Source organism: Arthrobacter antioxidans, assembly GCF_023100725.1.
In the GTDB taxonomy this organism is placed as follows: Bacteria; Actinomycetota; Actinomycetes; order Actinomycetales; family Micrococcaceae; genus Arthrobacter_D; species Arthrobacter_D antioxidans.
The window spans coordinates 665761-688901 of sequence record NZ_CP095501.1; the positions used below are offsets into that span (position 1 = coordinate 665761).

Sequence of the window (23141 nt, forward strand, 5' to 3'; positions counted from 1 at the left end):
ATTAGCTTACGCTGAGGTCAATCGAATCGCTTCGACGATTCCTCGAAAGCTTCAGAATTGTTGACTCACACAAAGGAGTGCTGATCATGCGCAATTTCCAGACCGGTCGGGCGAAGGGCAGTTCTCGCACGTCCGCTGCGCGACTGGAGGAAGCGACCTCCGGCTTCGATCGGCGCTCATTCCTCGGAATCCTGAGCGGGGCGGTCTTCCTGGCGGCGGCTCCGGTCACCCTGACCGCGTGCTCCGGGGGTTCCGCCCCCCAGGTCGCCGATGCCGGTGGGCTGGCGGAGACACTGAACAGGATCGTGCCGACTTACAAGCCGTTGGAGCTGGTGAAGCCCGACATCACCTCCGTCAACGGGTCCACGCCTGGCTTCACGTCCATCCCGTCCTCCCTCGTCAAGTCCGTTCCCGAAGCGCCGGGAAGCGGAGGCACATACACCGCCATGACACCGGCCTGGTGGGCTGTGCCGCCGGGCCTTCCGCGGAACAGCTACTACGAGACCGTCAACAAGGAACTCGGCGCCACCATCAACTTCCAGGTCAACGACGGCAATGCGTACGCCGACAAGGTCCAGACAGTCCTGGCATCGCCGAAGGACGTACCCGACTGGATGGTCATCCCCGGGTGGAACCTGCCCCCGCGCTTCGGACAGGCTGCAGCAGGCATCTTCCAGGACCTCTCGGAATTCATCTCCGGAGACAAGGTCCTCAAGTATCCGAACCTGGCCAACATCCCGACAGCAGCGTGGAAGATGGGGTGCTTCGAGGGTGGCCTCTATGGCTTGCCCTATCCGGGCGCCCTGATCTCGGATGCCCTCTTCTACCGTGCGGACATCTTCGAGGACCTCGGCGTGAAGCCGCCGGCCTCGGCCGAGGAGTTCCGCACGGTGGCGAAGGAACTCACGGACGAGTCGAAGAACCGGTGGGGCTCCGAGGATGTGTGGAACGGTGCGCAGATCATGCACGGGGTGGTGCCCAAGTGGAAGCAGGTGGACGGTCGGCTGGTCCACAGGTTCGAGACGGACGAGTACAGGGCAGCGCTGGAGTGGACGATGCAACTGTTCGCCGATGGGTCGGTCCACCCCGACGCGGTGGCCGGCAATGCGCAGCAGGCCAAGGCGCGGTTCGAGTCCGGGGCGACACTCCTCACTGCGGATGGGACAGGTTCCTGGCACGAGGCGTTGGCGCGGACCCTCCCCTCGAACCCGCGGTTCAACATGCAGCCACTGGACTACTTCGCCCCGGATGGAGGGACGCCCACACTGTTCCGTGCCCAGCCCGCGGCCATCTTCAGCTTCATCAAGAAGGCGAGCCCGGAGAAGGTGGAGGAGATGCTCGCCCTGGCCAACTTCATGGCCGCCCCGTTCGGGACCGAGGAGAATGCCCTGATCGTCAACGGGGTGGAGGATGTGCACTACACCCGCGACGCACAGGGCGTTCCCAAGGCCACTCCCAAGGGCGCAGAGGAAGTCACCAGCACCTATGCGTTCCTTGTCAGCGGGCCGATCGTCAACTCGATGGTGCAGTATCCCGGGCTGGTGCAGGCACAGTCCGAATGGGAAGCCAGGCAGGCGCCTCACGTCGTGGAGGACGTCTTCTTCGGAATGCAGATCCAGGAGCCCGCCAAGTTCGGTTCGCTGTCCACGCCGTTCGACGATCTGGCGAAGGACATCATCCGCGGTCGCAGGAGCATGAGCGACCTCGACGCCGAAGTCGCCTCCTGGAAGAACAAGGGCGGCGACGAACTCCGGGACTTCTACGCCGGCTTCCTGGCCTAGGGGCACCTCGGATGGCCACAGGAACAGAACGCAAGCACAGTCCACAACCGGCCGGCGCCCCGGGCCTCGGGGGAGCTTCGCCGGGAGGAGGCCCTGCTTCGGATCCGACCCGGGATCGCGCCCGGCCGAGGACCGGCCCGATGGCCGGTCGCCGGCGCCCCCGGGCGAACATGAGGCTGCGGTTCAGACGTGACCGGTCCCTCGTGCTGATGGCGCTGCCCGCGATCGTCCTCCTCGGAGTCTTCGCGTATATCCCCATGCTGGGAAACGTGGTTGCCTTCCAGGACTACTCGCCGTACGTGGGCGTCCGCAGCAGCCCGTTCGTCGGATTCGATAACTTCGCGCGGGTGATGGCTGATCCCGACTTCTGGCACGCCGTCCAGAACACCCTGGTCATCACCGCCTTCCAGCTCGTGTTCTTCTTCCCCGTGCCGATCGCGTTGGCCCTGCTGCTCAACTCGCTGATCAGTCCCCGACTCAGGGCAGCCGTCCAGGCAGTGGTCTACCTGCCGCACTTCTTCTCCTGGGTTCTCGTGGTCTCTGTCTTCCAGCAGATCTTCGGCGGGGCAGGCCTGCTCAACCAGTCACTGCGCGCCCAGGGCTGGCAGGCGGTGGACATCATGACCAACCCGGATACCTTCCTGTTCCTCCTCACCTCCCAGGCTGTCTGGAAAGACGCGGGCTGGGGGATCATCGTGTTCCTCGCAGCCCTCAGCGCCATCGATCCCGCCCAGTACGAAGCAGCGGCAGTGGACGGTGCCGGGCGCTGGAAACGCATGTGGCACATCACGCTCCCGGGGCTCCGCAGCGTCATCGTGCTGCTGTTGATCCTGCGCCTGGGGGATTCGCTGACTGTCGGTTTCGAGCAGATGATCCTCCAGCGTGATGCCGTCGGGGCCGAGGCATCAGAGGTCCTGGACACCTTCGTGTACTACACGGGTGTGCAGAACGGCGACTGGAGCTACGGTGCGGCGGCGGGCCTCATCAAGGGGCTGGTGAGCCTCGCCCTGATACTGGCGGCCAACAAGCTCGCCCACATCTTCGGAGAGAGCGGTGTGTATTCCAAATGAGCACTCTGACCGGTACACCCCGGGGCTCCAAGGACGTCCCGCCACCCCTCCGACAGCGACGCCCGAAACCGGAGCGCCCTGTCTGGGACGAAGAACTCGGGCCCCTGGCGAAAGCCGGCAAGATCCTGGTTCTCGCCGTCGTCGTCCTGGCCGTCGTCGGCCCGCTCTACACCATCGTGCTCACCAGCATCTCCTCCCAGTCCACCATCACGCGGGCAGGCGGGTTGGTCCTCATTCCGGGGGAGATCACCTTCGCCGCCTATCAGCAGATCCTCAGCGGCGGCGTGGTCACACGCGCCGTGCTGGTGAGCGTCGGCGTCACCGCGACCGGAACGGCGATCAGCATGGTGGTCTCGGTGCTGTGCGCCTACGGGTTGTCCAGGCCCGGGTCCTTCGCCCATACGCCGATCCTGTTCACGCTGCTCATCACGATGTTCTTCAGCGCGGGCATCATCCCGGCCTATCTGCTGGTGTCCGGACTGGGCCTGATCAACTCCTACTGGGCCCTGATCCTGCCCACGTGCATCTCGGTGTTCAACATCATCATCCTGCGCGGCTTCTTCATGGGCATCGACAGGGGGATCCTGGACAGCGCCAGGATCGACGGCGCCAGCGAGTGGCGGACGCTGACGCACATCGTGCTGCCCATGTCCAAGGCCGTCACCGCGGTCATCGCCCTCTTCTACGGCGTGGGCTACTGGAACGCCTTCTTCAACGCCGTCCTCTACATCAACGACAGTGCGAAGAATCCGCTGCAGGTGGTTCTCCGCTCCTACGTGCTCCAGGGAGTCTCGGTCCCGGGACAGGTGGATGTCGGCACCGGTGCTGCAGCAGGCCCGGCCCTCCAGATGGCAGTCATCGTGCTGGCGACGGTACCGATCCTGATCGTGTACCCGTTCGTGCAGAAACACTTCACCAAAGGCGTGATGATCGGTGCGGTGAAGGGATGATCATCCTGTTCCCACCGCCAAGCTCAACCCTGTCCGTCGGCTGCGGAGGTGGTCACGCCGCGCGCCAACGTCGGGGCGATGAGACGCAGTTCGGCCGGTTTGGCGAGGGTCAGGCGGTCCATCACCATCTCGACCGCGGCGCGACCGATATCCATGGCGGGGATGGGCACCACGGTCCATGGCTGGACGGCGGCCTGCGCAACATCCGAGGGCGCGATGACGACGACGGAGATGTCCTCCGGCACGGCGAGGCCCCGCGCTGCGAGATTGTCACGCAGGATGGGCAGCAGCCCCTCGTTGTGGACCAGCAGCGCAGTGATGGTCTCAGCGCCGGAGAGAACGATGTCGAGGGCCCTGACGAGGTCCCTGGAATGGGCTTCACAAGCCACCGAGACGTAGCCGATTCCCAGTGTCCGGCACGCGTCCTCGAAGCCGCCGAGGGCGCGATCCGCGTAGGTCGCATGCCTCTGGAGCGATGCCGGAGGAGACCCGATGAAAGCGATTCCGCGGTGGCCGAGTCCGGACAGGTGGCGCACCGCCGTGCGGGAGGCGCCTGCGAAGTCGAAGTCCACGCAGCTGAGCCCCCGCGGGTCGTCAGGCATGCCGATCAGCACGGCAGGTTTGTCCAGTGTGGCCAGCACCGCGATGCGTGGGTCACGGGCTTCGATATCCATCATGACGAGTCCGTCCACCATGGACTGTGACGTCACCCGCTTGATGCCGCCCGGATCGTCCTGGGTGAGCAGCAGGACGTCCTTATTGAAGGTGCGGGCGGTCGTCACGACGGCCGTGACGAACTGCATCACCACGCCGACGTTCACATCGGCCCGTAGCGGCACGACGAGTCCCAGGACATCGGAGCGGCTCGATGCCAGGGCGCGTGCACTCGACCTGGGGCTGTATTTCAGACGGCGCATCGCATCTTCCACCACGTCACGGGTCTCTTTCGAGATGGGACGGTTTCCGCTCATCACGTAGGACACGGTGCTCGTGGAAACGCCGGCTTCCCGGGCCACATCGTTGATCGTGACAGCCGTTGAAGCCTTTCGATTACTCATACCCCTATTCAATCAAGGATCTCGATGCATCATCACAGCCGCGGCCTGTATTCCGTGACCGAACGGACCGGAATGCTGTTCGGTGCCGACTACAACCCCGAACAATGGCCGGAGGGGAGCTGGCCCGAGGACATCCGCCTGATGCAGCGGGCGGGCATCAACATGGTCACCCTGGGCGTCTTCAGCTGGGCGCGGCTGCAGCCCTCGGAGGATCGATGGGATTTCGGCTGGCTCGATAGGATCCTCGCGCTGCTTCACGAGGGCGGCATCAGCGTCTGCCTGGCGACGCCCACCGCGTCGCCGCCGCCATGGCTGGGACATCGCCACCCTGACACCCTGCCGACGGATGCGGCAGGGACCCGGCAGTGGTACGGCTCCCGCAACCAGTTCTCGCCGTCGTCGGCCGTCTATCGTCAGGCGGCCGAGCAGGTCACATCGGCCCTTGCAGTGCGGTACGGCCGTCATCCCGCCGTGGTCATGTGGCACGTCGGGAACGAACTGGGGCAGGTCAGCCACGACGACGAGACCGCCGGCAGTTTCCGGAACTGGCTCCTCCGGCGTTACGGGTCCCTGGAAGGCCTCAACACCGCCTGGGGTACCACGTTCTGGAGCCAGGCGTACAGCCAGTGGGAGGAGATCCTGCCGCCGCGGACGGCACCTTATCTGCACAACCCCACCCATGTCCTCGACTTCAAGCGTTTCAGTTCCGGCCTGCTGCTCGAGCTCTATACGGCCGAGCGGGACATCATCCGGCAGCACTCGCCCGAGGTCCCCGTGACGACCAACCTCATGGGCTTCTTCCGCGGAGCGGACTATTTCGGTTTCGCCGACGAAACCGACCTGATCGGCAATGACTGGTACACGGACCCGGCACGGCCCGGGACCTGGGAGATGGGCGCTCTCACGCACGATCTGTGCCGCGGACTGGCCCGGGGTGAACCCTGGCTCCTGATGGAATCTGCTCCTTCGGCCGTGAACTGGCGTCCCCACAACAGTGCGAAGGAACCCGGGGCCATGATGGTGGACTCGCTGTCGGCCGTGGCACGGGGAGCGGACGGCGTCTGCTTCTTCCAGTTCCGACAGTCCTCCTTCGGAGCCGAACGCTTCCACTCGGCGGTGGTACCCCTCGCGGGAGAGGACACCCGTGTCTTCCACGAGGCATCCGCGCTCGGCGCACGCCTGCAGGAGCTGCGTCTGCTCACGGGTGAAGCGACCCCCTCCCGGATCGCTGTGCTCTTCGACTGGGACAGCTGGTGGGCGGCCGAATCACCGGATGGTCCGAGTGACAGGCTGGGTGTCCTCGACCAGCTGCAGGCCTACTACCGGCCGCTGCTGCGGCGAGGACTCTCGGTGGAGGTGGTCCATCCGGGCGCACCTCTGGACCGGTTCGACCTGGTGCTCGTACCCAGTTTGTTCCTCCTTCGGGAGCATCATGCCGACGCGCTCGCGGACTGGGTGCACCTGGGGGGAACGGCCGTCGTCGGGCCGTTCACCGGGGTCGCCGATGACCGCGGACACCTCCGCGAAGGACGCTTCCCATCGGTTCTTGCGGCTCTGGTCGGTGTGACCGGGGAGGAGTGGCGTCCCCTTGCCGTTCCTGTCGCCCTCGACATCGTCGATCCCGACCACACAGGAGGTGCTCGTCCTGGAGCGCCATCGCCGGCACCGTTCGAGGCCTCCGTCTGGTCGGAGGATCTGCGGCTCCACAGCCCGACCGCCAGCACGATCGCGACGTTCGCAACCGGCTCCCTCGCCGGGAAGCCGGCAGCCGTGCGCAACAGCCACGGTGCCGGTGCGGCGTGGTACGTCGGCTGTGATGCTCCGGCAGCACTGTTGAGCCACATCGTCGGCACGGCAGTGGCAGAGGCCGGATTGGCCTCGCCTGTGGTGGGGGAGCTGCCCGACGACGTCGAACTCGCCACCCGGGCGGGATACCACTTCCTGCTCAATCACGGCCCTGAAACGCGGGTCGTGCACCTCACCGAGCACTCGGTGGACCTGCTCAGCGGGGAGCCCCACGGAACACGACTCGCACTGCGACCCTACGACGCCCTCGTCCTGAAGAGCGGCGCCGACCATACGAAGAACGAAAGTGGAACCCCATGAAATTCACCGACGGCTACTGGCTGTATCGCAAAGGCTTCTCAGCGCTCCGTCCCCGCGACGTGTCGGAGGTCGTGACGGACGACGGACAGATGGTCGTCTATGCACCCACGAAGCGCATCGAGTCCCGCGGTGACGCCCTCAATCTCCCCCAGCTGACGGTCACCTTCGGCGCCCCGATGCCCGACGTCATCAGCGTCACCATCGAACACTTCCAGGGCGGGCTGGACCGCGGGCCACATTTCGAGGTGAACCGGTCGGCGACCCACCCGACGTTCAGCCGGGACGAGCACACGGCCAGCATCACGTCGGGAGGCCTGACAGCACGCGTGAACACCCTGGGTGACTGGGGAGTGGACTTCCTGGGCGATGGCGCACTGCTGACCAGCTCCACGGCACGGAGTGTCGGCGTGATCACCGACGACGTCGGGCGGACCTTCGTGCATGAACAGCTGAGCCTCGGTGTGGGTACCAATGTTTACGGTCTGGGCGAACGGTTCGGTTCGTTCGTCAAGAACGGGCAGTCCGTGGACATCTGGAACGAGGACGGGGGTACCTCCAGCGACCTCGCGTACAAGAATGTCCCGTTCTTCATCACGAACGACGGCTACGGGGTGTTCGTGAATCACCCGGAGAAAGTCTCCTTCGAGGTGGGGTCCGAGGTGGTCTCCCGTACCCAGTTCAGCGTGGAAGGACAGAAGCTGCAGTACTTCGTCATCCATGGCCCGTCGCCCAAGGACATCATCCGCCGCTACACGGAACTCACGGGCAGGCCGTCCCGGATCCCTGCGTGGTCCTTCGGCCTCTGGCTTTCCACGTCCTTCACGACGGACTACGACGAGAAGACCGTGAACTCCTTCATCGACGGAATGGAGGAGCGGAATCTCCCGCTGTCCGTCTTCCACTTCGACTGCCATTGGATGAGGTCCTTTCACTGGAGCGACTTCATCTGGGACCCCGCGACATTCCCTGACCCTGAGGGCATGCTCGCGCGGCTCCATGATCGCGGGCTCAAGATCTGCGTATGGATCAACCCGTACATCGCGCAGCGCTCGCACCTGTTCAGGGAAGGACTCGAGCGGGGCTTCCTGGTCAAGCGCCCGGATGGTTCGGTCTGGCAATGGGACATGTGGCAGGCCGGGATGGGGCTTGTCGACTTCACCAACCCGGACGCCGTTCTCTGGTACCAGGACAAGCTCCGTGGTCTGCTGGGCCAGGGGGTCGACTCCTTCAAGACGGACTTCGGCGAGAGGATCCCGACGGATGTCGTCTGGCATGACGGCTCGGATCCCGACAGGATGCACAACTACTACGCGCAGATCTACAACAGGACGGTTTTCGACCTGCTGTCCAAGGAACTGGGAGAGGGCGAGGCCGTGGTGTTCGCTCGTTCGGCCACAGCGGGCGGACAGACGATGCCGGTGCACTGGGGTGGCGACTGTGAGTCCACCTTCTCGGCGATGGCCGAATCGCTGCGCGGAGGGCTGTCACTGGCGGCATCGGGATTCTCCTTCTGGAGCCACGACATCGGCGGTTTCGAAGGCACCCCGGAACCGGAGATCTTCAAGCGCTGGATCGCGTTCGGGTTGTTGTCCTCACATTCGCGGCTGCACGGCTCCAATTCCTATCGTGTTCCCTGGCTCGTGGATGAAGAGTCGGTCGACGTCCTCAGGCATTTCACGGAGCAGAAGATGCGGCTCATGCCTTATCTGCAGATGGCGGCCGAGGAAGCCTACGCGGAGGGCATCCCGCTGATGCGTCCGCTCTTCATGGAGTTCCCCGAGGACCCGGGGTGCACCCACCTCGACCGCCAGTACATGCTCGGCGCCGACCTCCTGGTGGCTCCCGTCATGGACGCCTCGGGATCGGTCTCCTTCTATCTCCCGGACGGTATGTGGACCCACCTGGAGACCGGGGAACGGCTGGCCGGCCCGCGCTGGCACCGACAGGAGTACTCGGTCATGCAGGCGGCGACGTGGGTCAGGGAGGGCTCGGTGCTGCCGATCGGGACCGTGGCCGACCGCCCGTCCTACGACTGGGCCCGGGACATGCAGTTCCAGGCCTTCGAGGCCGCTGATGGCACCCGCCGTGTCGCGGTACCGTCACCGGACGGCTCCACGACGGTCTTCGACGTGACCGTTCTCGACGGTGAGGTCACCGCCGTCGTGGTCTGACCAGGATCGCCCCGCCCCCGACGTCACGGCCGGCGGGGCGGGATGAGCAGTACCCGGCTGAGATCTCCTTGCCGGTAACCGATGAGAGGAATTGGGCATGAAGCTCGAAGGCTGGCATATCGTCATCATCATCGTTCTTGCGATCGTCCTGTTCGGTGCGCCGAAGCTGCCCGGGCTGGCCCGGAGTGTGGGTCAGTCGCTGCGGATCTTCAGGTCCGAGGTGAGGCAGATGAAGGACGAGAACACCACGGGCGAGGCCGGGACGGATCCCGTGGAGGGCCGGGTGGTGAACACCCCGGCACCGCAGGTGTACACGCCCACCTATCAGGCGCCTGCCCAGCACCCCGTCCCGCCGCAGGGTCCGGCGCAGCCCCACGCCGGCGCCCCGTCCGCTACCTGAAGGAGCACCTGCGCGAGGCCCGTAACCGGTTGTTCAAGTCCGCGATCGCGGTGATCGCCGCGACGGTACCGGGTTTCTTCGCCGCGATCCGGCTGTGGCTGCTCAACGACAAGCGCCGGGCCCGCCGGCCCGCGAGGCGAGGTGGCGAACCGATGGTCCTTCGCAGGAGTCATTGCGCAGCCCACGGGAGGTGAGTACGGGCAGGCGCCTACGCGATGCCGGTGGTGCCCAGCAGCGATCCGACCAGATAGGTGAAGGCCATGGCCAGGGCACCGCCGATCACGAGGCGGATCGTCGCGCGTCGTCGTGAGCTCCCGCCCACGTGGGCGCTGATCGCCCCGGTGATCGCCAGAGCCACGAGGACCGCCACGAAGGTGATGGGGACCCGGAGTTCGGCCGGCGGGAGGAGGATCGCGAGGAGGGGGAGGATCGCGCCGGCCGCGAACGATGCCGCGGAGGCGAAGGCCGCATGCCAGGGATTGACGACCTCGAGCTCGTTGATGTTCAGTTCCGCGGACAGGTGGGCCGCGAGGGCGTCGTGCTCCGTCAGCTCGGCAGCGACCTGGCGGGCCGTCTCGGGAGTCAGCCCCTTCTGCTCGTACAGACCCGCGAGCTCGTCGAGTTCGCCGTCGGGATCCTCCGCGAGCTCCTGGCGTTCCTTCTCGATCAGGGCTTCCTGGCTGTCCTTCTGGCTGCTGACGGACACGTACTCGCCCAGCGCCATGGACACGGATCCGCCCACCACGGCGGCTGTTCCCGCCACCAGGATGGGCGCAACCGCGTTCGTCACGCCGGCGACGCCGACGACGGTCGCTGCCGTGGACACGATGCCGTCATTGGCTCCGAGGACCGCGGCGCGCAGCCAGTTCAGGCGCCCGGCGACGCCGCTGTCGTGAGGTTCGCTGCGCTGTACCGGGATGTCCGTCATGAAAGCAGTAAAACACCGGACCCCCTGCTCGGCTACAGAGGATCGGCTTGCCTTGCCACCCCCAGTAGCATCGAGGGGTGAAACCGTTCCTGCTCCTGGCCACCCGCGTCGACGACTACGCTGCCGACGCCGAATACCGGAGCTTCCTGAGCTTCGGTGGCCTCGCCGAAGGCCGGCTGCGGCGCGTCCGGCTCGAGGCAGGGCCCCTGCCCGAGCTCGATCTCGCGGACTACTCCGGGATCTTCCTCGGGGGCAGCCCCTTCAATTCCTCGGACCCCGAGGAGTCGAAGGGGCCCGTGCAGGTGCGTGTGGAGAGCGAGCTCGCCCGGCTGCTCGACACGGTGGTCGCCGAGGACTTCCCGTTCTTCGGCGCCTGTTACGGCGTCGGCACCCTCGGCCGGCACCAGGGCGCCGTCATCGACGGCACCTATGCGGAGCCGATCGGCGCCATCGAGATCACCCTCACCGACGACGGCCGGGCCGACCCGCTGCTCACCGGGCTGCCGGCGTCGTTCTCCGCCTATGTGGGACACAAGGAGGCGTGCGCCACGCTGCCGTCATCGGCGGTGCTGCTGGCGTCCTCGGCGACCTGCCCGGTGCAGATGTTCCGCGTGCGTGAGAACGTGTACGCCACCCAGTTCCACCCCGAGCTCGACGTCGAGGCACTGGTCGGTCGGATCAGGACCTACCGGCACGCGGGGTACTTCCCGCCCGAAGAGGCCGAGGACTACATCGAGCGGGCCCGTGCCTCCGCCGTGGACCATCCTGCGGCAATCCTCGGCGCGTTCGTGCGGCGCTACGCGCGGGACTGAGTGTCGTCGTCGAGCGTGATCGCGGCGGAAATGCGTCCTGACGTGCGTCGGTACCGGGAGGTACTGTCGGAAGACACGCCGCGCAGGGCGACACAGAAGAGGTAGCTGCCATCCGTTTCCGCACGAGAACGAGACCAAGCACGAGTACCGCACGGGCCGGAGGCACGGTCCCCGTCCAGCCGGCCCCCGGCGAGAAGCGCCATCATCAGGTGCTGATCATCGGCGGCGGCAACGCCGGTGTCTCCCTTGCCGGACGGCTGCGCAGGTACCGGTTCAAGGACGTCGCCGTGATCGAGCCGCGGAGCAGGCACCTCTACCAGCCGCTCTTCTCGCACATCGCCGGCGGCACGGCGGATGCCTTCGAAGCCGTGCGCCTGCAGTCCCGGGTCATGCCACCGGGGGTCACCTGGATCCAGGACAAGGCCACGGACGTCAGCACCGGGTCCGGCACGGTGCTGCTCGAGTCCGGCAGTGCCATCACCTACGACCACCTCGTCGTCTGTCCCGGGATTCAGAACGACTGGACCGCCGTCCCCGGTCTCAAGGAGGCGATGGAAGGGCCGTACGGCGCGTCGAACTACGAATACGAGCTGGCACCCAAGGCCTGGAAGCTGTTCCGGGACCTGACCCGCGGCACCGTCGTCTTCACCCAGCCGCCCGGACCGGCCTCGTGCGACGGTGCGGCGCAGAAGCCCATGTACCTCGCGTGCGACCACTGGCAGCGCCAGGGGGTGCTCGAGGACATCCGCGTGGTCCTCGCCGTGTCCACGCCCACCATCTTCGGCATGGACATCATCGACGAGGAACTCAACCGCAAGATCGAGGAGTACGGCATCGAGGTCCGGTACAGCACCGAACTCGCCTCGGTGGACCCGGAGGGCCGCACCGTCGACCTGATGAACAGCATCACCGGCACCCCGGAGACCCTGGCCTACGACGTCCTCCACGCCGTACCGCCCCAGTCCGCCCCCGAATGGCTGAAGTCCACGGACCTGCCGACGCATGGAAGCCGGGCGGGCTTCGTCGAAGTGGATCCCGTGATCCTCCGGCATCCACGCTTCCCGAACATCTGGTCCCTGGGCGATGCCGCGTCCACGCTGAATTCGAAGTCCGGGGCGGCACTGCGCATGCAGACGACGGTCCTCGCGAAGAACCTCCGGGCCGTGCTCAAGGGGAAGAAACCTACCGCGGAGTACAACCATTATTCGGCCTGCCCGTTCGTGGTCAGCCACAACACCGTGGTGTTCTCGGAGTTCGACGACAAGTACGCTCCGATGCCCACCGTGCCGGGGTGGGACAACCTCGCCCGGGAACGGCGGCTCACCTACGTGATGGAGCGGTTCGTGCTGCCGAAGGTCTACTGGAACCTCATCCTGAAGGGCCGCGCCTGAGGGTCGGGCAGCCCGGTCCTCCCTCCCTTGTCCGTGCCGGAGCCTCCCCGTAGCATCCGGTCATGGAGATCATCGAGTACCGCCCCCGGCGTGATCAGCTCGTCTACACCTTCGGTGGCAGTGCTCCCGTCCTGACGGTCCGGCCTGGAACCGCGCTACGGCTCTGGTCGGAGGATGCGTTCAACAATGCGCTCACGTCCGTGGACGACGTGTCGGGCGAGAAGGTGGACCTGAACTTCGTCAATCCGCAGACCGGGCCGTTTTCCGTGGAGGGTGCGGAGCCGGGTGACACGCTCGCCCTGCACATCGTCGATCTCACGCCGGCGCGCTCCTACGGGGCGTCCGCCACGATCCCGTTCTTCGGGGGACTCACCAGCACCGACCGCACCGCATCCCTGCAGGACCCCCTGCCCGACATCACGTGGATCTACCACGTCGACACCGAGCGCCGGACGGTCGGATTCCAGTCGAGGTACGGCGACTTCGAGGTTGCCCTGCCGCTCGAGCCGATGCTCGGGACAGTCGGCGTCGCGCCGCCCGGCGGGGAGGTCCGGTCGGCGCTGGTGCCCGAGCGGTTCGGCGGCAACATGGACGCCCCGGACGTCAAGGCGGGCACCACGGTCTACCTCGGGGTCAATGTCGAGGGTGCGCTGTTCTCCCTCGGCGACGGCCACTACCGCCAGGGGGAGGGGGAGGCCTGCGGCACCGCCGTTGAGGGAGCGATGCACTCGACCATCATTGTGGAGCTCATCAAGGGCGGGGCTCCGGCGTGGCCCCGGTTCGAGACGGACTACCACTGGATGGCCGTGGGGTCCTCGCGCCCCATGGAGGATTCATGGCGCATCGGCCAGCTGGAGATGATCCGCTGGTTCCAGGACCTCTTCGGGCTGCACCAGCTCGATGCCTACCAGCTCCTGACCCAGACCGCGCTGGCCCCGATCGCGAACGCCGTCGACGCGAACTACAGCGTGGTGGCGAAGGTGCCCAAGGCACTCTTCCCCTCAGCCGATGCGTACGGCGGGCTCCACGCGCACCTGCGGCGGCAGGCCGCCGACCTCCGCTGATCCGCGACCGGGCGGTCTGTCCGCCGTAGAGGTGGCCGACGCCGTCGTGCTCCTTGTCCCGCGCAGTGGTTCGGCGAGGATTCCTTGCGCGGCTGCGGCGATCCTCGGAAGCTGAGGGTCAGGCGCGCTGTGCCGCCGAAGTACTCATCGACGCGGCCCTGCGCGAGGGGATCAGTGGAGCGGCCTAAGCCGTCAGGTCCTGGTAGTCGGGGTTCTCCTCGATGAAGGCCGCCACGAATTCGCACTGGGGAACGACCGTGAGGTGCTGCCGGCGGGCGTCGTCGAGCGCATACCCGATGAGGGTGCTTCCGATACCGCGACCCTCGACATCCGGGTCGACGACCGTGTGCGTGAAGGTGATCGAATCGCCGGACCGCTCATAGGCGGCGGTGCCGACAGGGCTGCCGTCGAGGGTGGCCACGTAGCGGCTCTCGCCTTCGTGGTGGCTGACCTGGACGTCCGTGGTGTCGGTGCTCATCCAGCCACCCTCGCATCCGTGCCGACCGGGGTCAATGCGCCATTTCCGGTGGTCACTTCTCCTGTCGGGGCCCGGGCCGCTCCGCTGAGACGCCGCACGCGATGTACGGTCTGAATTATGACATCGAACATTCTGGTGACCGGTGCAAGCAGGGGCATCGGTGCAGCCATCGCCCATGATCTCGCAGGGCGTGGGCATCGTGTCGCCGTCCATGCCGGCCGTGATGGGCGCGCCGCCACGGCGGTGCGTGATGCGCTTCCGGGCGACGGACACGTGGTGGTCGTCGGCGACGTCGGTGACTCCGAGGCCTGCAGGCGCATCGTCGACGAGGCCGTGGGTGGGCTGGGTGCGCTCGACGTGCTGGTCAACAACGCCGGCATGTTCGAGGCGCATCCGATCGACACCGTGTCCTTCGCGGACTGGCAGGAAGCGTGGCGCCGCACGCTGGATGTGAATCTGCTGGGGCCCGCGAACCTGGCCTGGCTGGTCGCGCGGCATCTCCTCGACCGGCCGGCGGGGCCGGAGGGCGGACGGCTGATCAGCGTCGGATCACGCGGAGCCTACCGGGGCGAGCCCGTCACACCGGCCTACGGTGCGAGCAAGGCGGCGTTGCACTCCATGACACAGTCCCTCGCGGTGGCGCTCGCACCGCGCGGGATCCTTGCGGCCGCCGTCGCGCCGGGGTTCGTCGAGACCGACATGGGCAGGACCGTGCTCGACGGCCCGGGTGGCGACGCGGTGCGCGCACAGAGTGCGTTCAACCGCGTCGCGACGCCGGAGGAGGTGGCTCAGACGGTTACGTGGCTCGCCACCGATGCCCCACTCTGGGTCAGCGGCACCGTGGTGGACGTCAATGGGGCGTCCTACCTGCGGTAGCTACAGGGCGGCTAGAGGAGATGGATGCCGCTGTGGGCGGCGGCGCGCAGATCCGTCCTGCGCTCGAGGTGGCGGTGGAAGAGCTCCCCGTCGGCGCCTTTTGCTGAGGCGAGAGAGGATCCTGCTGCGATGAACGCGGTGCCCAGGCGGATGAGCGCCCGGGACGTGAGTCCTCCGTGGGACGATCCGGCGAGCGCCGGGTAGCCGGCGTGAAGGGTTGTGCTGGTCATGTCGTCTCCTGGGGATCGATGAGGGGGAAGGCATTGAAGTGGATCTGGACGGGCCGGGTTCCCGGGGTGCCCGGTTCGGAGCGGTAGGCGTCGAGCTTCTCGCGGAAGATCTCGCTCATGTCCCGGGCGAGGGCTGCGAGTTGGTCCACCGTCAGGTGGGCGTTCATCGTCGCGATCACGGCTGCGTCCGCCCACTCGGGCGGGATGGACTCGGAACCACTGGCCATGAAGGTGGCGAGAGCCTCGGAGCGGCCCCGTTCGAACTGGCGGTTCACCTGCCGCGTGGCTTCCCTCGTGGTGGGGTCCTGCTCGAGTTCGGGGGTGCTGAGCGTCAGGGATCCGCGGGGGCGTTCCCACCACCGCTCCCGTGCGGAGCCCCGTTCAACCTCCCGGACGAGGCCGTGGCGCGCGAGCTGCCGCAGGTGGTAGCTCGTCGCCCCACTCGATTCGCCGACCCTCTTGCCGATGCTGCTCGCGGTCTGCGGACCGTAGCTGGACAGGACCTCGAGCAACTGGACCCTGAGGGGATGGGCGAGGGCCTTGAGTGCCGCTCCGTCCAGGATGCGGTTGCCGTCGTCCGACGGGTGTCCTGTGCTGCCTGTGGTCTCCTTCATGCCTCCAGTGTGCGCTTGCAAAGATATGTTTGCAATGCTTTCTTTGCGCTTTTTCGGTCCTTTTCGCGTTACCGCCGACCGCCGTCGTCGAACTTTCTCAGGACGGCAGGGGAGGCTCGAGGCGTGACGCCCCGTGACGACGGCGGGTGGACGACGGCGTGCCGGCCCACCTACGCTCGAGACCAGAATCAAGAGCTCCAACGCAAAACCCTGGTTTGTTGGACGGCAACCCCCTCGCTGTAGCGGGGTGCCCCAGGTGAGGATTCGGCCCGGCACAGGCAGTGCGGGCAAGTATGGCGCTTCCGCCACGGCAGTGCCCCGACGTGAGGACTCTTCATGCCCGCATCACCGCGCCGTATCCGGTTCAACGCCTTCGACATGAACTGTGTGGGCCATCAGTCGCCGGGTCTGTGGCGTCATCCCGAGGATCAGTCCTGGCGCTACAAGGAACTGAGCTACTGGGCCGAACTGGCGAAGACCCTGGAGAAGGGATTGTTCGACGGCGTCTTCATCGCCGACGTCCTCGGCACGTACGACGTCTTCGGTGGCTCCAACGAGGCCACACTGAGGCAGGGGACGCAGACCCCGGTCAACGATCCGTTCCTGCTCGTCTCCGCCATGGCGCTCGTCACCGAGCACCTCGGGTTCGGCGTCACCGCCGGCACCGCCTACGAGCACCCCTACCCCTTCGCGCGCAGGCTCTCCACGCTGGACCACCTCACCAAGGGGAGGGTCGGCTGGAACGTGGTGACCGGCTACCTGCCTTCCGCTGCACGCAACATGGGCCAGGAGGACCAGCTCGAACACGACGCGCGCTACGACCACGCGGACGAGTACCTCGAGGTCCTCTACAAGCTGCTCGAGGGCTCATGGGAGGACGACGCCGTGGTCCGCGACCGCGAGACGGGCGTCTTCACCGATCCGGCCAAGGTTCACGAGATCGACCACGACGGCACGTACTTCAAGGTCCCGGGCATCCACCTCAGTGAGCCCTCACCACAACGGACGCCGGTCATCTTCCAGGCCGGAGCGTCCTCCCGGGGCATCGCCTTCGCTGCCGGTAACGCCGAGGCGGTGTTCGTCGCTGCGCCCACGAAGGAGAAGCTGAAGGACGTGGTCAGGAAGATCAGGGATGCGGTCGAGGCCGAGGGCCGTGACCGCTACTCGGTGCGGATCTACACCCTGCTCACCGTGATCACGGACGAGACCGAGGAGAAGGCCCAGGCCAAGCACGCCGACTACCAGCAGTACGTCAGCTACGAGGGAGCCCTCGTGCTCGTCTCGGGCTGGCTCGGTGTGGACCTTTCCGTCTACGATCCGGACGAGCCGCTCGGCAACGTGAAGTCCAACGCCATCCAGTCCGCCGTCGCGAATTTCCAGAAGGTGAACGACGACGGGTCGCCGTGGACCGTGCGGGACATCGCCGAGTCGGCGGGGATCGGTGGGCTCGGGCCGCGCATCGTCGGTTCGGGTGTGCAGGTCGCCGACGAGCTCCAGGCGTGGGTCGAGGAGACCGACGTCGACGGATTCAACCTCGCCTATGCGATCACCCCGGGGACCTTCGAGGACATCATCGAGTTCGTCGTGCCGGAACTGCAGAAGCGTGGGGCCTATCCGACCGAATACACGGAGGGAACGCTGCGCCAGAAGCTGTTCGGGAAGGGCGACCGTCTGCCCGAGGAGCACCGCGGTGCGCAGTATCGGCTCCAGCCGGTCCGCCCCTGACGCGTCGGCGCCTCGGTCATCGCCGACCCGGCGACCGTGGTCAGGGAGTCGTGGTTCGACTGCCCCGGAGATGTCGGCCGGTTCGGCGCTCTGAGCATTGATGACGGCACCTGGGAATAGACCTCCGCTGGCGGCGGAACACTCGCAGGAAGGTGGCCAGCCCGAGGTGCGGGGACTAGCGTCGAAGACAAGGTATCCGACGACCAGTCATTCGACAGAAGGAGTTCCCATGTCACGCGTAGCCATCATCGGTGGGCACGGAAAAGTAGCCCTGCATCTCACGAAGATCCTCACGAGCCAGGGCCACCAGGTCAGCTCGGTGTTCCGTAACCAGGACCACGCAGGCGACGTCGAGCAGGCCGGGGCAAGCCCCGTTGTCGCGGACGTCTCCGAGCTGTCGGTGGAGCAGATGGCCGATGTCTTCCGTGGCCATGACGCCGTCGTCTGGTCTGCCGGCGCAGGTGGCGCGAGCCCCGAGGCGACCTATGCCGTCGATCGGGATGCTGCGATCCGCTCGATGGACGCCGCCCAGGAGGCATCCGTGGGGCGCTATGTCATGGTGTCCTACCTCGGGGCACGTAAGGACCACGGCGTCCCCGAGGACAACGGCTTCTTCCATTACGCCGAGGCAAAGGCCGCGGCTGATGAGCACCTGCGTCAGTCGGAACTCGCCTGGACCATCCTCCAGCCGGGAGCTCTCACCACCGACCCCGGAACCGGGATGATCGAGGTGTCCGCCGAGCCGCAGCAGGACTCCGTAGCACGCGAGGATGTCGCCCTCGTAGCCGCCGTCGTCCTCGGCAACCTCGGCACGGTCGACAAGACCATCCAGTTCAACACCGGTGACACGCCGGTTGCGGAGGCCATCGAGGCCGCACTGTAGTCCGACCCGCACTATGAAGGCGGCGTTCACTGTGTGGGCGCCGCCTTCTGTGTGCCGGGCGGTCCTTGTCTTCAGTGTGGTGCGGGCTGTCCTGTTTCGCGAGGTGCGCGCGGGAAACGCCAGGCGCTTCGTCGCTCCCGGGATCTACGCACCGCTCCTTACTCCGAAGGCGCCCGACGGACCATGCTTTACCTGACGCTCCGGGCGCGCCGATCATCCGGTGCTGTGCTCCAGAACGTTCGCGCTGGGCCTTGAGAGGCCCGCGCTCAGCCCCGAAACGTCGTCGATCAGTGCTTCATGGACGGCTCGTCCTGCCTGCCAGTACCTGTTCCGACGAGCCATTCCCGGAGGACCCAGGATTCGAGGCGCAGTGAACCACGGAATGCCGTTCCGGGATGCCACGGTCCACGCACCCTGATGAATGACATGGTGGTGGCGCGAACACAACAGGACCCCATTGTCGATGCTCGTCGCGCCGCCTGCTGACCACGGATCGATGTGGTGGGCTTCGCACCAACTGGCCGGGATGGAGCAGTCAGGGAAGGCGCAGCCCTTGTCCCTGGCCACGAGCGCTCGCCGAAGATGCGGCGGAAAAAGCCGCTGTGCCCGTCCCACATCGAGGATCTGACCGCTGCTTCCGAGGACCAGAGGGATCATGTCGGCATCGCACGCCAGCTTCCTGATGCTCCCCGCACTCATCTGCCCGGAGAAGACCGAATACCCCGCCTGATGCGTGGCGCCGATGAGGTCCTTGTAGTCGATGGTCACCATGACCTGTGGTCGATGGCCGCCCGTCGAGGGAAGCGCAGCCGTGCTCAATGCGAGCTTGCAGGCGGCGACAAGGCCGTAGAGGAGGGTCTGGGCCCTCGTTGCCGCCGGCTGATCGACGAAAGCGGGTCGATTCTCGGTTGCGGCGGCATCCGCCCGCCCCGCTGCGCCGCGCGGGTTCGCCGTCGAGTTCATGACGGTTGCGAGTAACTCGAATTGCTCATCCGTCGCCCCGATCTCGAGGAAATGCAGTCCATGGCGTCGGCCACGGATGAAGACGCCCTGCCTCGCGCGCAGCACCTTCTCTGTCGGCTCCTGCCCGTCCTGATCGAGGACGCCCTCCCAGCGACGCGCCAGCACCCGAAGGATGTCCTCGTCGGACTCCATCGCCTGTCGTGTCAGGTGGTGCTCCATCGACTCGAGTTGCTGCGGCGTCGCGAACGAGTCCACCCGCTGCAATGCGTGCGCGACCACCGTGGCAGCCCGTCCGCTGATGCGGCCAGTGGTCATCGCGCCGCCCAGTGCTGCACACCGGGGAGGTACAGGCGCGCCGGTCGGCGAGATGCGGGGGAGTACTACCTCCGCCAGACTCAGCCGGCGCTTCGCCTCTGTCCGACTGATGCCCAGCGTGGCACGGAGAAAGTCTGCGCAGTTCCTGTATCCGTTGCCGGTCGACTCGGATGAGAGGTGCGCGGCAGGGCCGGGGCGGACATCCCCGCCGACTGATTGCTCTGCACTCGCCAGAAGCGAACCGCCCGCAGTTCGCTCGTCGTCATCGGCGAGATGATGTTCCTGCGCGACGCGGGCGGCAATGATTTGCAGATGGTCGATGGTCCTTGAGGCGTGTTCGACCTCCAGCAGGAACCGCATGGCATCCTGTCGGGATTGGATGCCCTGGCCCTGACCGATATCCCTGGCGCATTCGGCAAGCGCTGTGCAGGCCGAGTCCATGGAACTCGGAGGTGCGGTCACGCGCTCGACCGGTGCGGTAGTCATGCCTGAATTTTATCGAACATGCGTACTAATCGCGCGGTGGGGAAGCGAATGTGGAGGAAGAGTCGTCCTCGGGTATCCACATAGGCAGCGCCTGTGGACCTGCACCGGCATTCCGAGTGGAACCGCCTGTTTTCAGGACATCCGGCCCTCAAAGACTCCTGGTCTACAGCGGCCTGCGGCGGCGTGCACAGGCGGATGCCTGCCGCCCGCCGCCCGCTGCCGGCCGCCCGCTGCTGGCGGCCCGCCGCTCCGCCGTCGTCCGCTCCGCCGTCGTCCGCTCCGCCGTCGTCCGCTCCGCCGTCGTCCGCTCCGCCGTCGTCCGCTCCGCCGTCGTCCGCTTCTGTCGAGCGCCGCCAGTCCTGTTCATGACCCCTTCGGATCAGCCCGGCCACGTGAGACGAGGACACACGGTGCCTCGCCCCGGTTCCTAGAGGCCGGCAGCGGCGTGAAAGGTCCGTAGCGCCTCGACGACGAGCCTGTGGTCCTCGAGTTGCGGAAGCCCGGAGACCGTCACCGTGGCGACCGGGCCGACGCCCTGGATGTACAGCGGGAAGGAGCCGCCGTGCGCTGCGAACATCGTCGTGTCGAACAGTGGATCGTCCTCCACCCGCCCACCGTTGCGGCGCCCCCGGAGGCCGACGAGCAGGGAGGGGACGAGGTAGCGTTCCGCGGTGCGGCTCTTCGCGTCGAGCCAGTAGTCGTTGTCAGGCGTGGTCCCGTCGAGTGCGGCCCGGAACAGGATGTGGTCGGGCCTTCGGATGCAGACCGCGATCGGCAGGTTGCGTCCCGCGCCCAGCTGGACGATCAACTGCCCCAGGGCGACGGCGTCGTCGTTCGTGAAGCGGGTGAACTGGAGTTCGGCGACCTCCCTCTCGACCGTGCTGATCAGCGCCTCGAGCGCCTCGGTAGGCTGTTCGCTGCCGCCGTCCGGATCGAACGGGAGGACGGCTGTAGGGAGGGCGTCATTGCTCATCTCCTTAATTTACGTCGTCGACGGGACGTGGCGGGCTTTTGCTCAGTTGTTTAGTAATTTCCTCGGGACGGCAGTGTGTGCGTCGCCTGCGATTGTCGCCGACGCGATCCCGAAGCGGAGGGCCCCGGCGGACGTCAGAGTCCGGGCGCGCAGGGCCCGGCACCGAGGAGCGCGAGGCCTGCGAGGTCACCCTCTCCGAACGAGACCCGGCCGACGTTCTCCGAGAACATCAGTTCGCCAGCGTCATCCACATGGTCGAGTCCGACGACGTGCGCGAGCTCGTGCATGATCGTCGCCTTCAGATACGCGCGCCCGTCCGGGTAGCCGAGGGCTGTGGCGGCGTCGGATGCATCGAGCTGTACCTGCCCGCCCACGTAGACCAGCGGCTGCCCGGACGCCTGGGCGTAGTCGCTGCCGCCGAGTCCTGCGATGTCTCCTGCGAGTCCGGGGATCTCCTCAGGGGTGGTCCAGGTGATCAACACCGGCACCCAGGTCTTCCCGTACAACTCCGGCTGGTACAGGTCGCGCTCCTCACTGGGCGCCTCGGTGGTCGCGCCGTCGTCGATGAACTGCAGGCCCGTGGCGGCGGACACTTCAGCGACGGCTTCCTGCACCAGTCCCTCCGAACCGGCCGGGGCGTTGTCCGGCCTGACGACGTAGTGCACAGGGCGGCAGGGGTCGTAGGCCACCCACTCCTGCTCCTCGACGGGCGAGTCCATCAGCTTGAACGCCGTCGACGACGGTGCGGGCGGCGGCGTCCCGAGCGGCACGTCGTTTGCCTCGACCCCGCGGGGCGGCACGTCGGCACCGGGCAGGGGTGGCAGGGGGGGCGGCAGATCGGGCAGCGCGACCGGTAGGTCGGGCAAGGGGACTTCCAGATTGGGCAGCGCGACCGGCAGGTCGGGCAGTGGGGCGGGCAGGACGAAGCGGTCGAACACCGACGGCGTCGCGTACAGGGCGGCGACCAGGACCAGGCCCGCTATCGTGCCGAATCGTCGTCGTCGCATGCGGCTTGGCGCTGCGCGCCTCCGGGCCGGTGTTCGCTCATCGGCCGGTGTCTGCTCGTTGGACGGCGCTTCCTCGTAGGCCGCTGCGGTTTGCCAGGGCGGGGGAGTGGGCGGCGAACCGGGGGCGTCGTCGAGCGCCCACTGCGGAACCCTGCCCGACGGCGACCGCTGGACGGCCTTCATCCGAGCGTCGCGGCCCTCGTGGTGCCACTCGCGATCCATTGCCCCCATGAGCTCCGCACTTCCCCAGCCGACTGATCCCCGCACCATCCTGCTGCACGGCCGACTCCGGATCGGGGCATTGGCCGAGTCCTTGGAGAAACTTGAGCGAAGGTTGCCCCTCCGCGGCTCATCGGCTGCGCCGTCGTTCCTGGCATCGCGCCACGACGGCGACCAACGGCCGCTCCGGAACCCGTGAACGACGGCGGTCACACGACCGCGCCCCGCCGCCCACCCGGACGGGTAGCGGGCGGGACCGCGGATGGCGCCTAGGAGGATGCGGCGCCGCCCCGGGAGTCGTTCACTGCCGCCATTCCCTCGCGCAGCACCCGGTCCGCGAGCGGCGACGCGCCGGGCAGACTCCGCGCGATACGTTCCGCGATGCAGGAGGTTGCGCCCGCTCCTCGTCCGTGGTCCAGCATCGCGAGCCAGAGTTCCCGCACGGTGTCACAGGGGGTCGTCCGTCCCGTGCGCCCTGCGACGATCCACCCTTCTCCGATTACCCGGACGACTGGCCCGCCCGCCAGGCCGTCGGCGAGTACATTGACCAGCTGGGCCACGAGCAGCAGGTCCCGCATCCGCCGGACCGGTCCGAGCACCGGATCCGCGATGACGGCGCGGCCGCACGCGCCGCACATCAG

General features: G+C 66.9%; 22 protein-coding genes and 1 riboswitch. Of the genes, 12 read left to right on the plus strand and 10 right to left on the minus strand.

The annotated features are described in order from the left end of the window. The first annotated feature begins 86 nt into the window (after positions 1-86). The 3 genes from MWM45_RS03160 to MWM45_RS03170 all read left to right on the plus strand — a co-directional run bounded on the left by MWM45_RS03160 (position 87) and on the right by MWM45_RS03170 (position 3801). Entirely contained in the window at positions 87-1781 is a 1695-nt protein-coding gene (locus MWM45_RS03160; RefSeq protein WP_247828095.1) for an extracellular solute-binding protein, read from the plus strand. Positions 1782-1921: 140 nt separating this feature from the next. Further along, positions 1922-2851, plus strand: coding sequence for an ABC transporter permease (locus MWM45_RS03165; protein ID WP_247828096.1), 930 nt, complete (start codon positions 1922-1924; stop codon positions 2849-2851). After that, positions 2848-3801 carry a carbohydrate ABC transporter permease gene (locus MWM45_RS03170; RefSeq protein WP_247828097.1) on the plus strand — a complete coding sequence of 318 codons (954 nt, stop codon included), beginning with the start codon at positions 2848-2850 and terminating at the stop codon, positions 3799-3801. The genes MWM45_RS03165 and MWM45_RS03170 overlap by 4 nt, the downstream gene beginning before the upstream one ends. A gap of 23 nt (positions 3802-3824) precedes the next feature. Here MWM45_RS03170 and MWM45_RS03175 read toward each other — a convergent pair whose 3' ends face one another. Continuing rightward, positions 3825-4859: a LacI family DNA-binding transcriptional regulator gene (locus MWM45_RS03175; RefSeq protein ID WP_247828098.1), complete on the minus strand. Its 1035-nt coding sequence runs from the start codon at positions 4857-4859 to the stop codon at positions 3825-3827. A 24-nt stretch (positions 4860-4883) separates the two neighbouring features. Here MWM45_RS03175 and MWM45_RS03180 point away from each other — a divergent pair, with 24 nt between their 5' ends. From MWM45_RS03180 to tatA, 3 genes are all read left to right on the plus strand, one after another. Next, positions 4884-6965 carry a beta-galactosidase gene (locus tag MWM45_RS03180; protein ID WP_247828099.1) on the plus strand — a complete coding sequence of 694 codons (2082 nt, stop codon included), beginning with the start codon at positions 4884-4886 and terminating at the stop codon, positions 6963-6965. Further along, the gene (yicI, locus tag MWM45_RS03185; protein WP_247828100.1) at positions 6962-9136 is read left to right on the plus strand and encodes an alpha-xylosidase; all 2175 of its coding nucleotides are present in this window, start codon (positions 6962-6964) and stop codon (positions 9134-9136) included. Before MWM45_RS03180 ends, yicI begins: the two co-directional genes overlap by 4 nt. 97 nt (positions 9137-9233) lie before the next feature. Further along, positions 9234-9536 (plus strand): Sec-independent protein translocase subunit TatA, encoded by a 303-nt coding sequence (gene tatA / locus MWM45_RS03190; RefSeq protein ID WP_247828101.1) that lies wholly within the window; start codon positions 9234-9236, stop codon positions 9534-9536. 208 nt (positions 9537-9744) lie between these two features. Here tatA and MWM45_RS03195 read toward each other — a convergent pair whose 3' ends face one another. Further along, entirely contained in the window at positions 9745-10464 is a 720-nt protein-coding gene (locus tag MWM45_RS03195; RefSeq protein WP_247828102.1) for a VIT1/CCC1 transporter family protein, read from the minus strand. A 77-nt stretch (positions 10465-10541) separates the two neighbouring features. Between MWM45_RS03195 and MWM45_RS03200 the strand changes: the two genes are divergently transcribed. The 3 genes from MWM45_RS03200 (at position 10542) to MWM45_RS03210 (ending at position 13731) form a co-directional block, all read left to right on the plus strand. Further along, positions 10542-11276 (plus strand): glutamine amidotransferase, encoded by a 735-nt coding sequence (locus MWM45_RS03200; protein ID WP_247828103.1) that lies wholly within the window; start codon positions 10542-10544, stop codon positions 11274-11276. A gap of 209 nt (positions 11277-11485) precedes the next feature. Further along, on the plus strand, positions 11486-12667 hold the full coding sequence (locus MWM45_RS03205) for an NAD(P)/FAD-dependent oxidoreductase (protein WP_247828104.1): 1182 nt from the start codon (positions 11486-11488) through the stop codon (positions 12665-12667). A gap of 62 nt (positions 12668-12729) precedes the next feature. Next, positions 12730-13731, plus strand: coding sequence for an acetamidase/formamidase family protein (locus tag MWM45_RS03210; RefSeq protein ID WP_247828105.1), 1002 nt, complete (start codon positions 12730-12732; stop codon positions 13729-13731). Positions 13732-13915: 184 nt separating this feature from the next. Here the strand turns inward: MWM45_RS03210 and MWM45_RS03215 are convergent, their stop codons facing one another. Then, on the minus strand, positions 13916-14209 hold the full coding sequence (locus tag MWM45_RS03215) for a GNAT family N-acetyltransferase (RefSeq protein ID WP_247828106.1): 294 nt from the start codon (positions 14207-14209) through the stop codon (positions 13916-13918). Between the two features lie 117 nt (positions 14210-14326). On the opposite strand from MWM45_RS03215, the gene MWM45_RS03220 reads away from it, so the two are divergent. Then, a complete protein-coding gene (locus MWM45_RS03220) occupies positions 14327-15085 on the plus strand; it encodes an SDR family NAD(P)-dependent oxidoreductase (RefSeq protein WP_247828107.1) in 759 nt (252 codons plus the stop codon). Positions 15086-15096: 11 nt separating this feature from the next. Here the strand turns inward: MWM45_RS03220 and MWM45_RS03225 are convergent, their stop codons facing one another. Together MWM45_RS03225 and MWM45_RS03230 are read right to left on the minus strand one after the other, a co-directional pair. Then, complete coding sequence (locus MWM45_RS03225; protein WP_247828108.1) at positions 15097-15315, minus strand: hypothetical protein; 219 nt, start codon at positions 15313-15315, stop codon at positions 15097-15099. Then, positions 15312-15929, minus strand: a complete 618-nt coding sequence (locus MWM45_RS03230; RefSeq protein WP_247828109.1) for an ArsR/SmtB family transcription factor — start codon at positions 15927-15929, stop codon at positions 15312-15314. The genes MWM45_RS03225 and MWM45_RS03230 overlap by 4 nt, the downstream gene beginning before the upstream one ends. A gap of 186 nt (positions 15930-16115) precedes the next feature. Then, positions 16116-16229, plus strand: a riboswitch (SAM riboswitch). 36 nt (positions 16230-16265) lie between these two features. Here MWM45_RS03230 and MWM45_RS03235 point away from each other — a divergent pair. Beyond that, on the plus strand, positions 16266-17654 hold the full coding sequence (locus MWM45_RS03235) for an LLM class flavin-dependent oxidoreductase (RefSeq protein ID WP_247828110.1): 1389 nt from the start codon (positions 16266-16268) through the stop codon (positions 17652-17654). Positions 17655-17883: 229 nt separating this feature from the next. Then, positions 17884-18537 carry an SDR family oxidoreductase gene (locus tag MWM45_RS03240; RefSeq protein WP_247828111.1) on the plus strand — a complete coding sequence of 218 codons (654 nt, stop codon included), beginning with the start codon at positions 17884-17886 and terminating at the stop codon, positions 18535-18537. A gap of 213 nt (positions 18538-18750) precedes the next feature. Here the strand turns inward: MWM45_RS03240 and MWM45_RS03245 are convergent, their stop codons facing one another. From MWM45_RS03245 to MWM45_RS03265, 5 genes are all read right to left on the minus strand, one after another. Then, positions 18751-20301 (minus strand): HNH endonuclease signature motif containing protein, encoded by a 1551-nt coding sequence (locus MWM45_RS03245; RefSeq protein WP_247828112.1) that lies wholly within the window; start codon positions 20299-20301, stop codon positions 18751-18753. Between the two features lie 163 nt (positions 20302-20464). Beyond that, positions 20465-20668 carry a hypothetical protein gene (locus MWM45_RS03250; RefSeq protein WP_247828113.1) on the minus strand — a complete coding sequence of 68 codons (204 nt, stop codon included), beginning with the start codon at positions 20666-20668 and terminating at the stop codon, positions 20465-20467. Positions 20669-20728: 60 nt separating this feature from the next. Beyond that, on the minus strand, positions 20729-21274 hold the full coding sequence (locus MWM45_RS03255) for a heme-degrading domain-containing protein (protein WP_247828114.1): 546 nt from the start codon (positions 21272-21274) through the stop codon (positions 20729-20731). A gap of 134 nt (positions 21275-21408) precedes the next feature. Next, on the minus strand, positions 21409-22512 hold the full coding sequence (locus MWM45_RS03260) for a M10 family metallopeptidase domain-containing protein (protein ID WP_247828115.1): 1104 nt from the start codon (positions 22510-22512) through the stop codon (positions 21409-21411). 257 nt (positions 22513-22769) lie between these two features. Next, positions 22770-23138: a hypothetical protein gene (locus MWM45_RS03265; protein WP_247828116.1), complete on the minus strand. Its 369-nt coding sequence runs from the start codon at positions 23136-23138 to the stop codon at positions 22770-22772. Positions 23139-23141 lie beyond the last annotated feature (3 nt).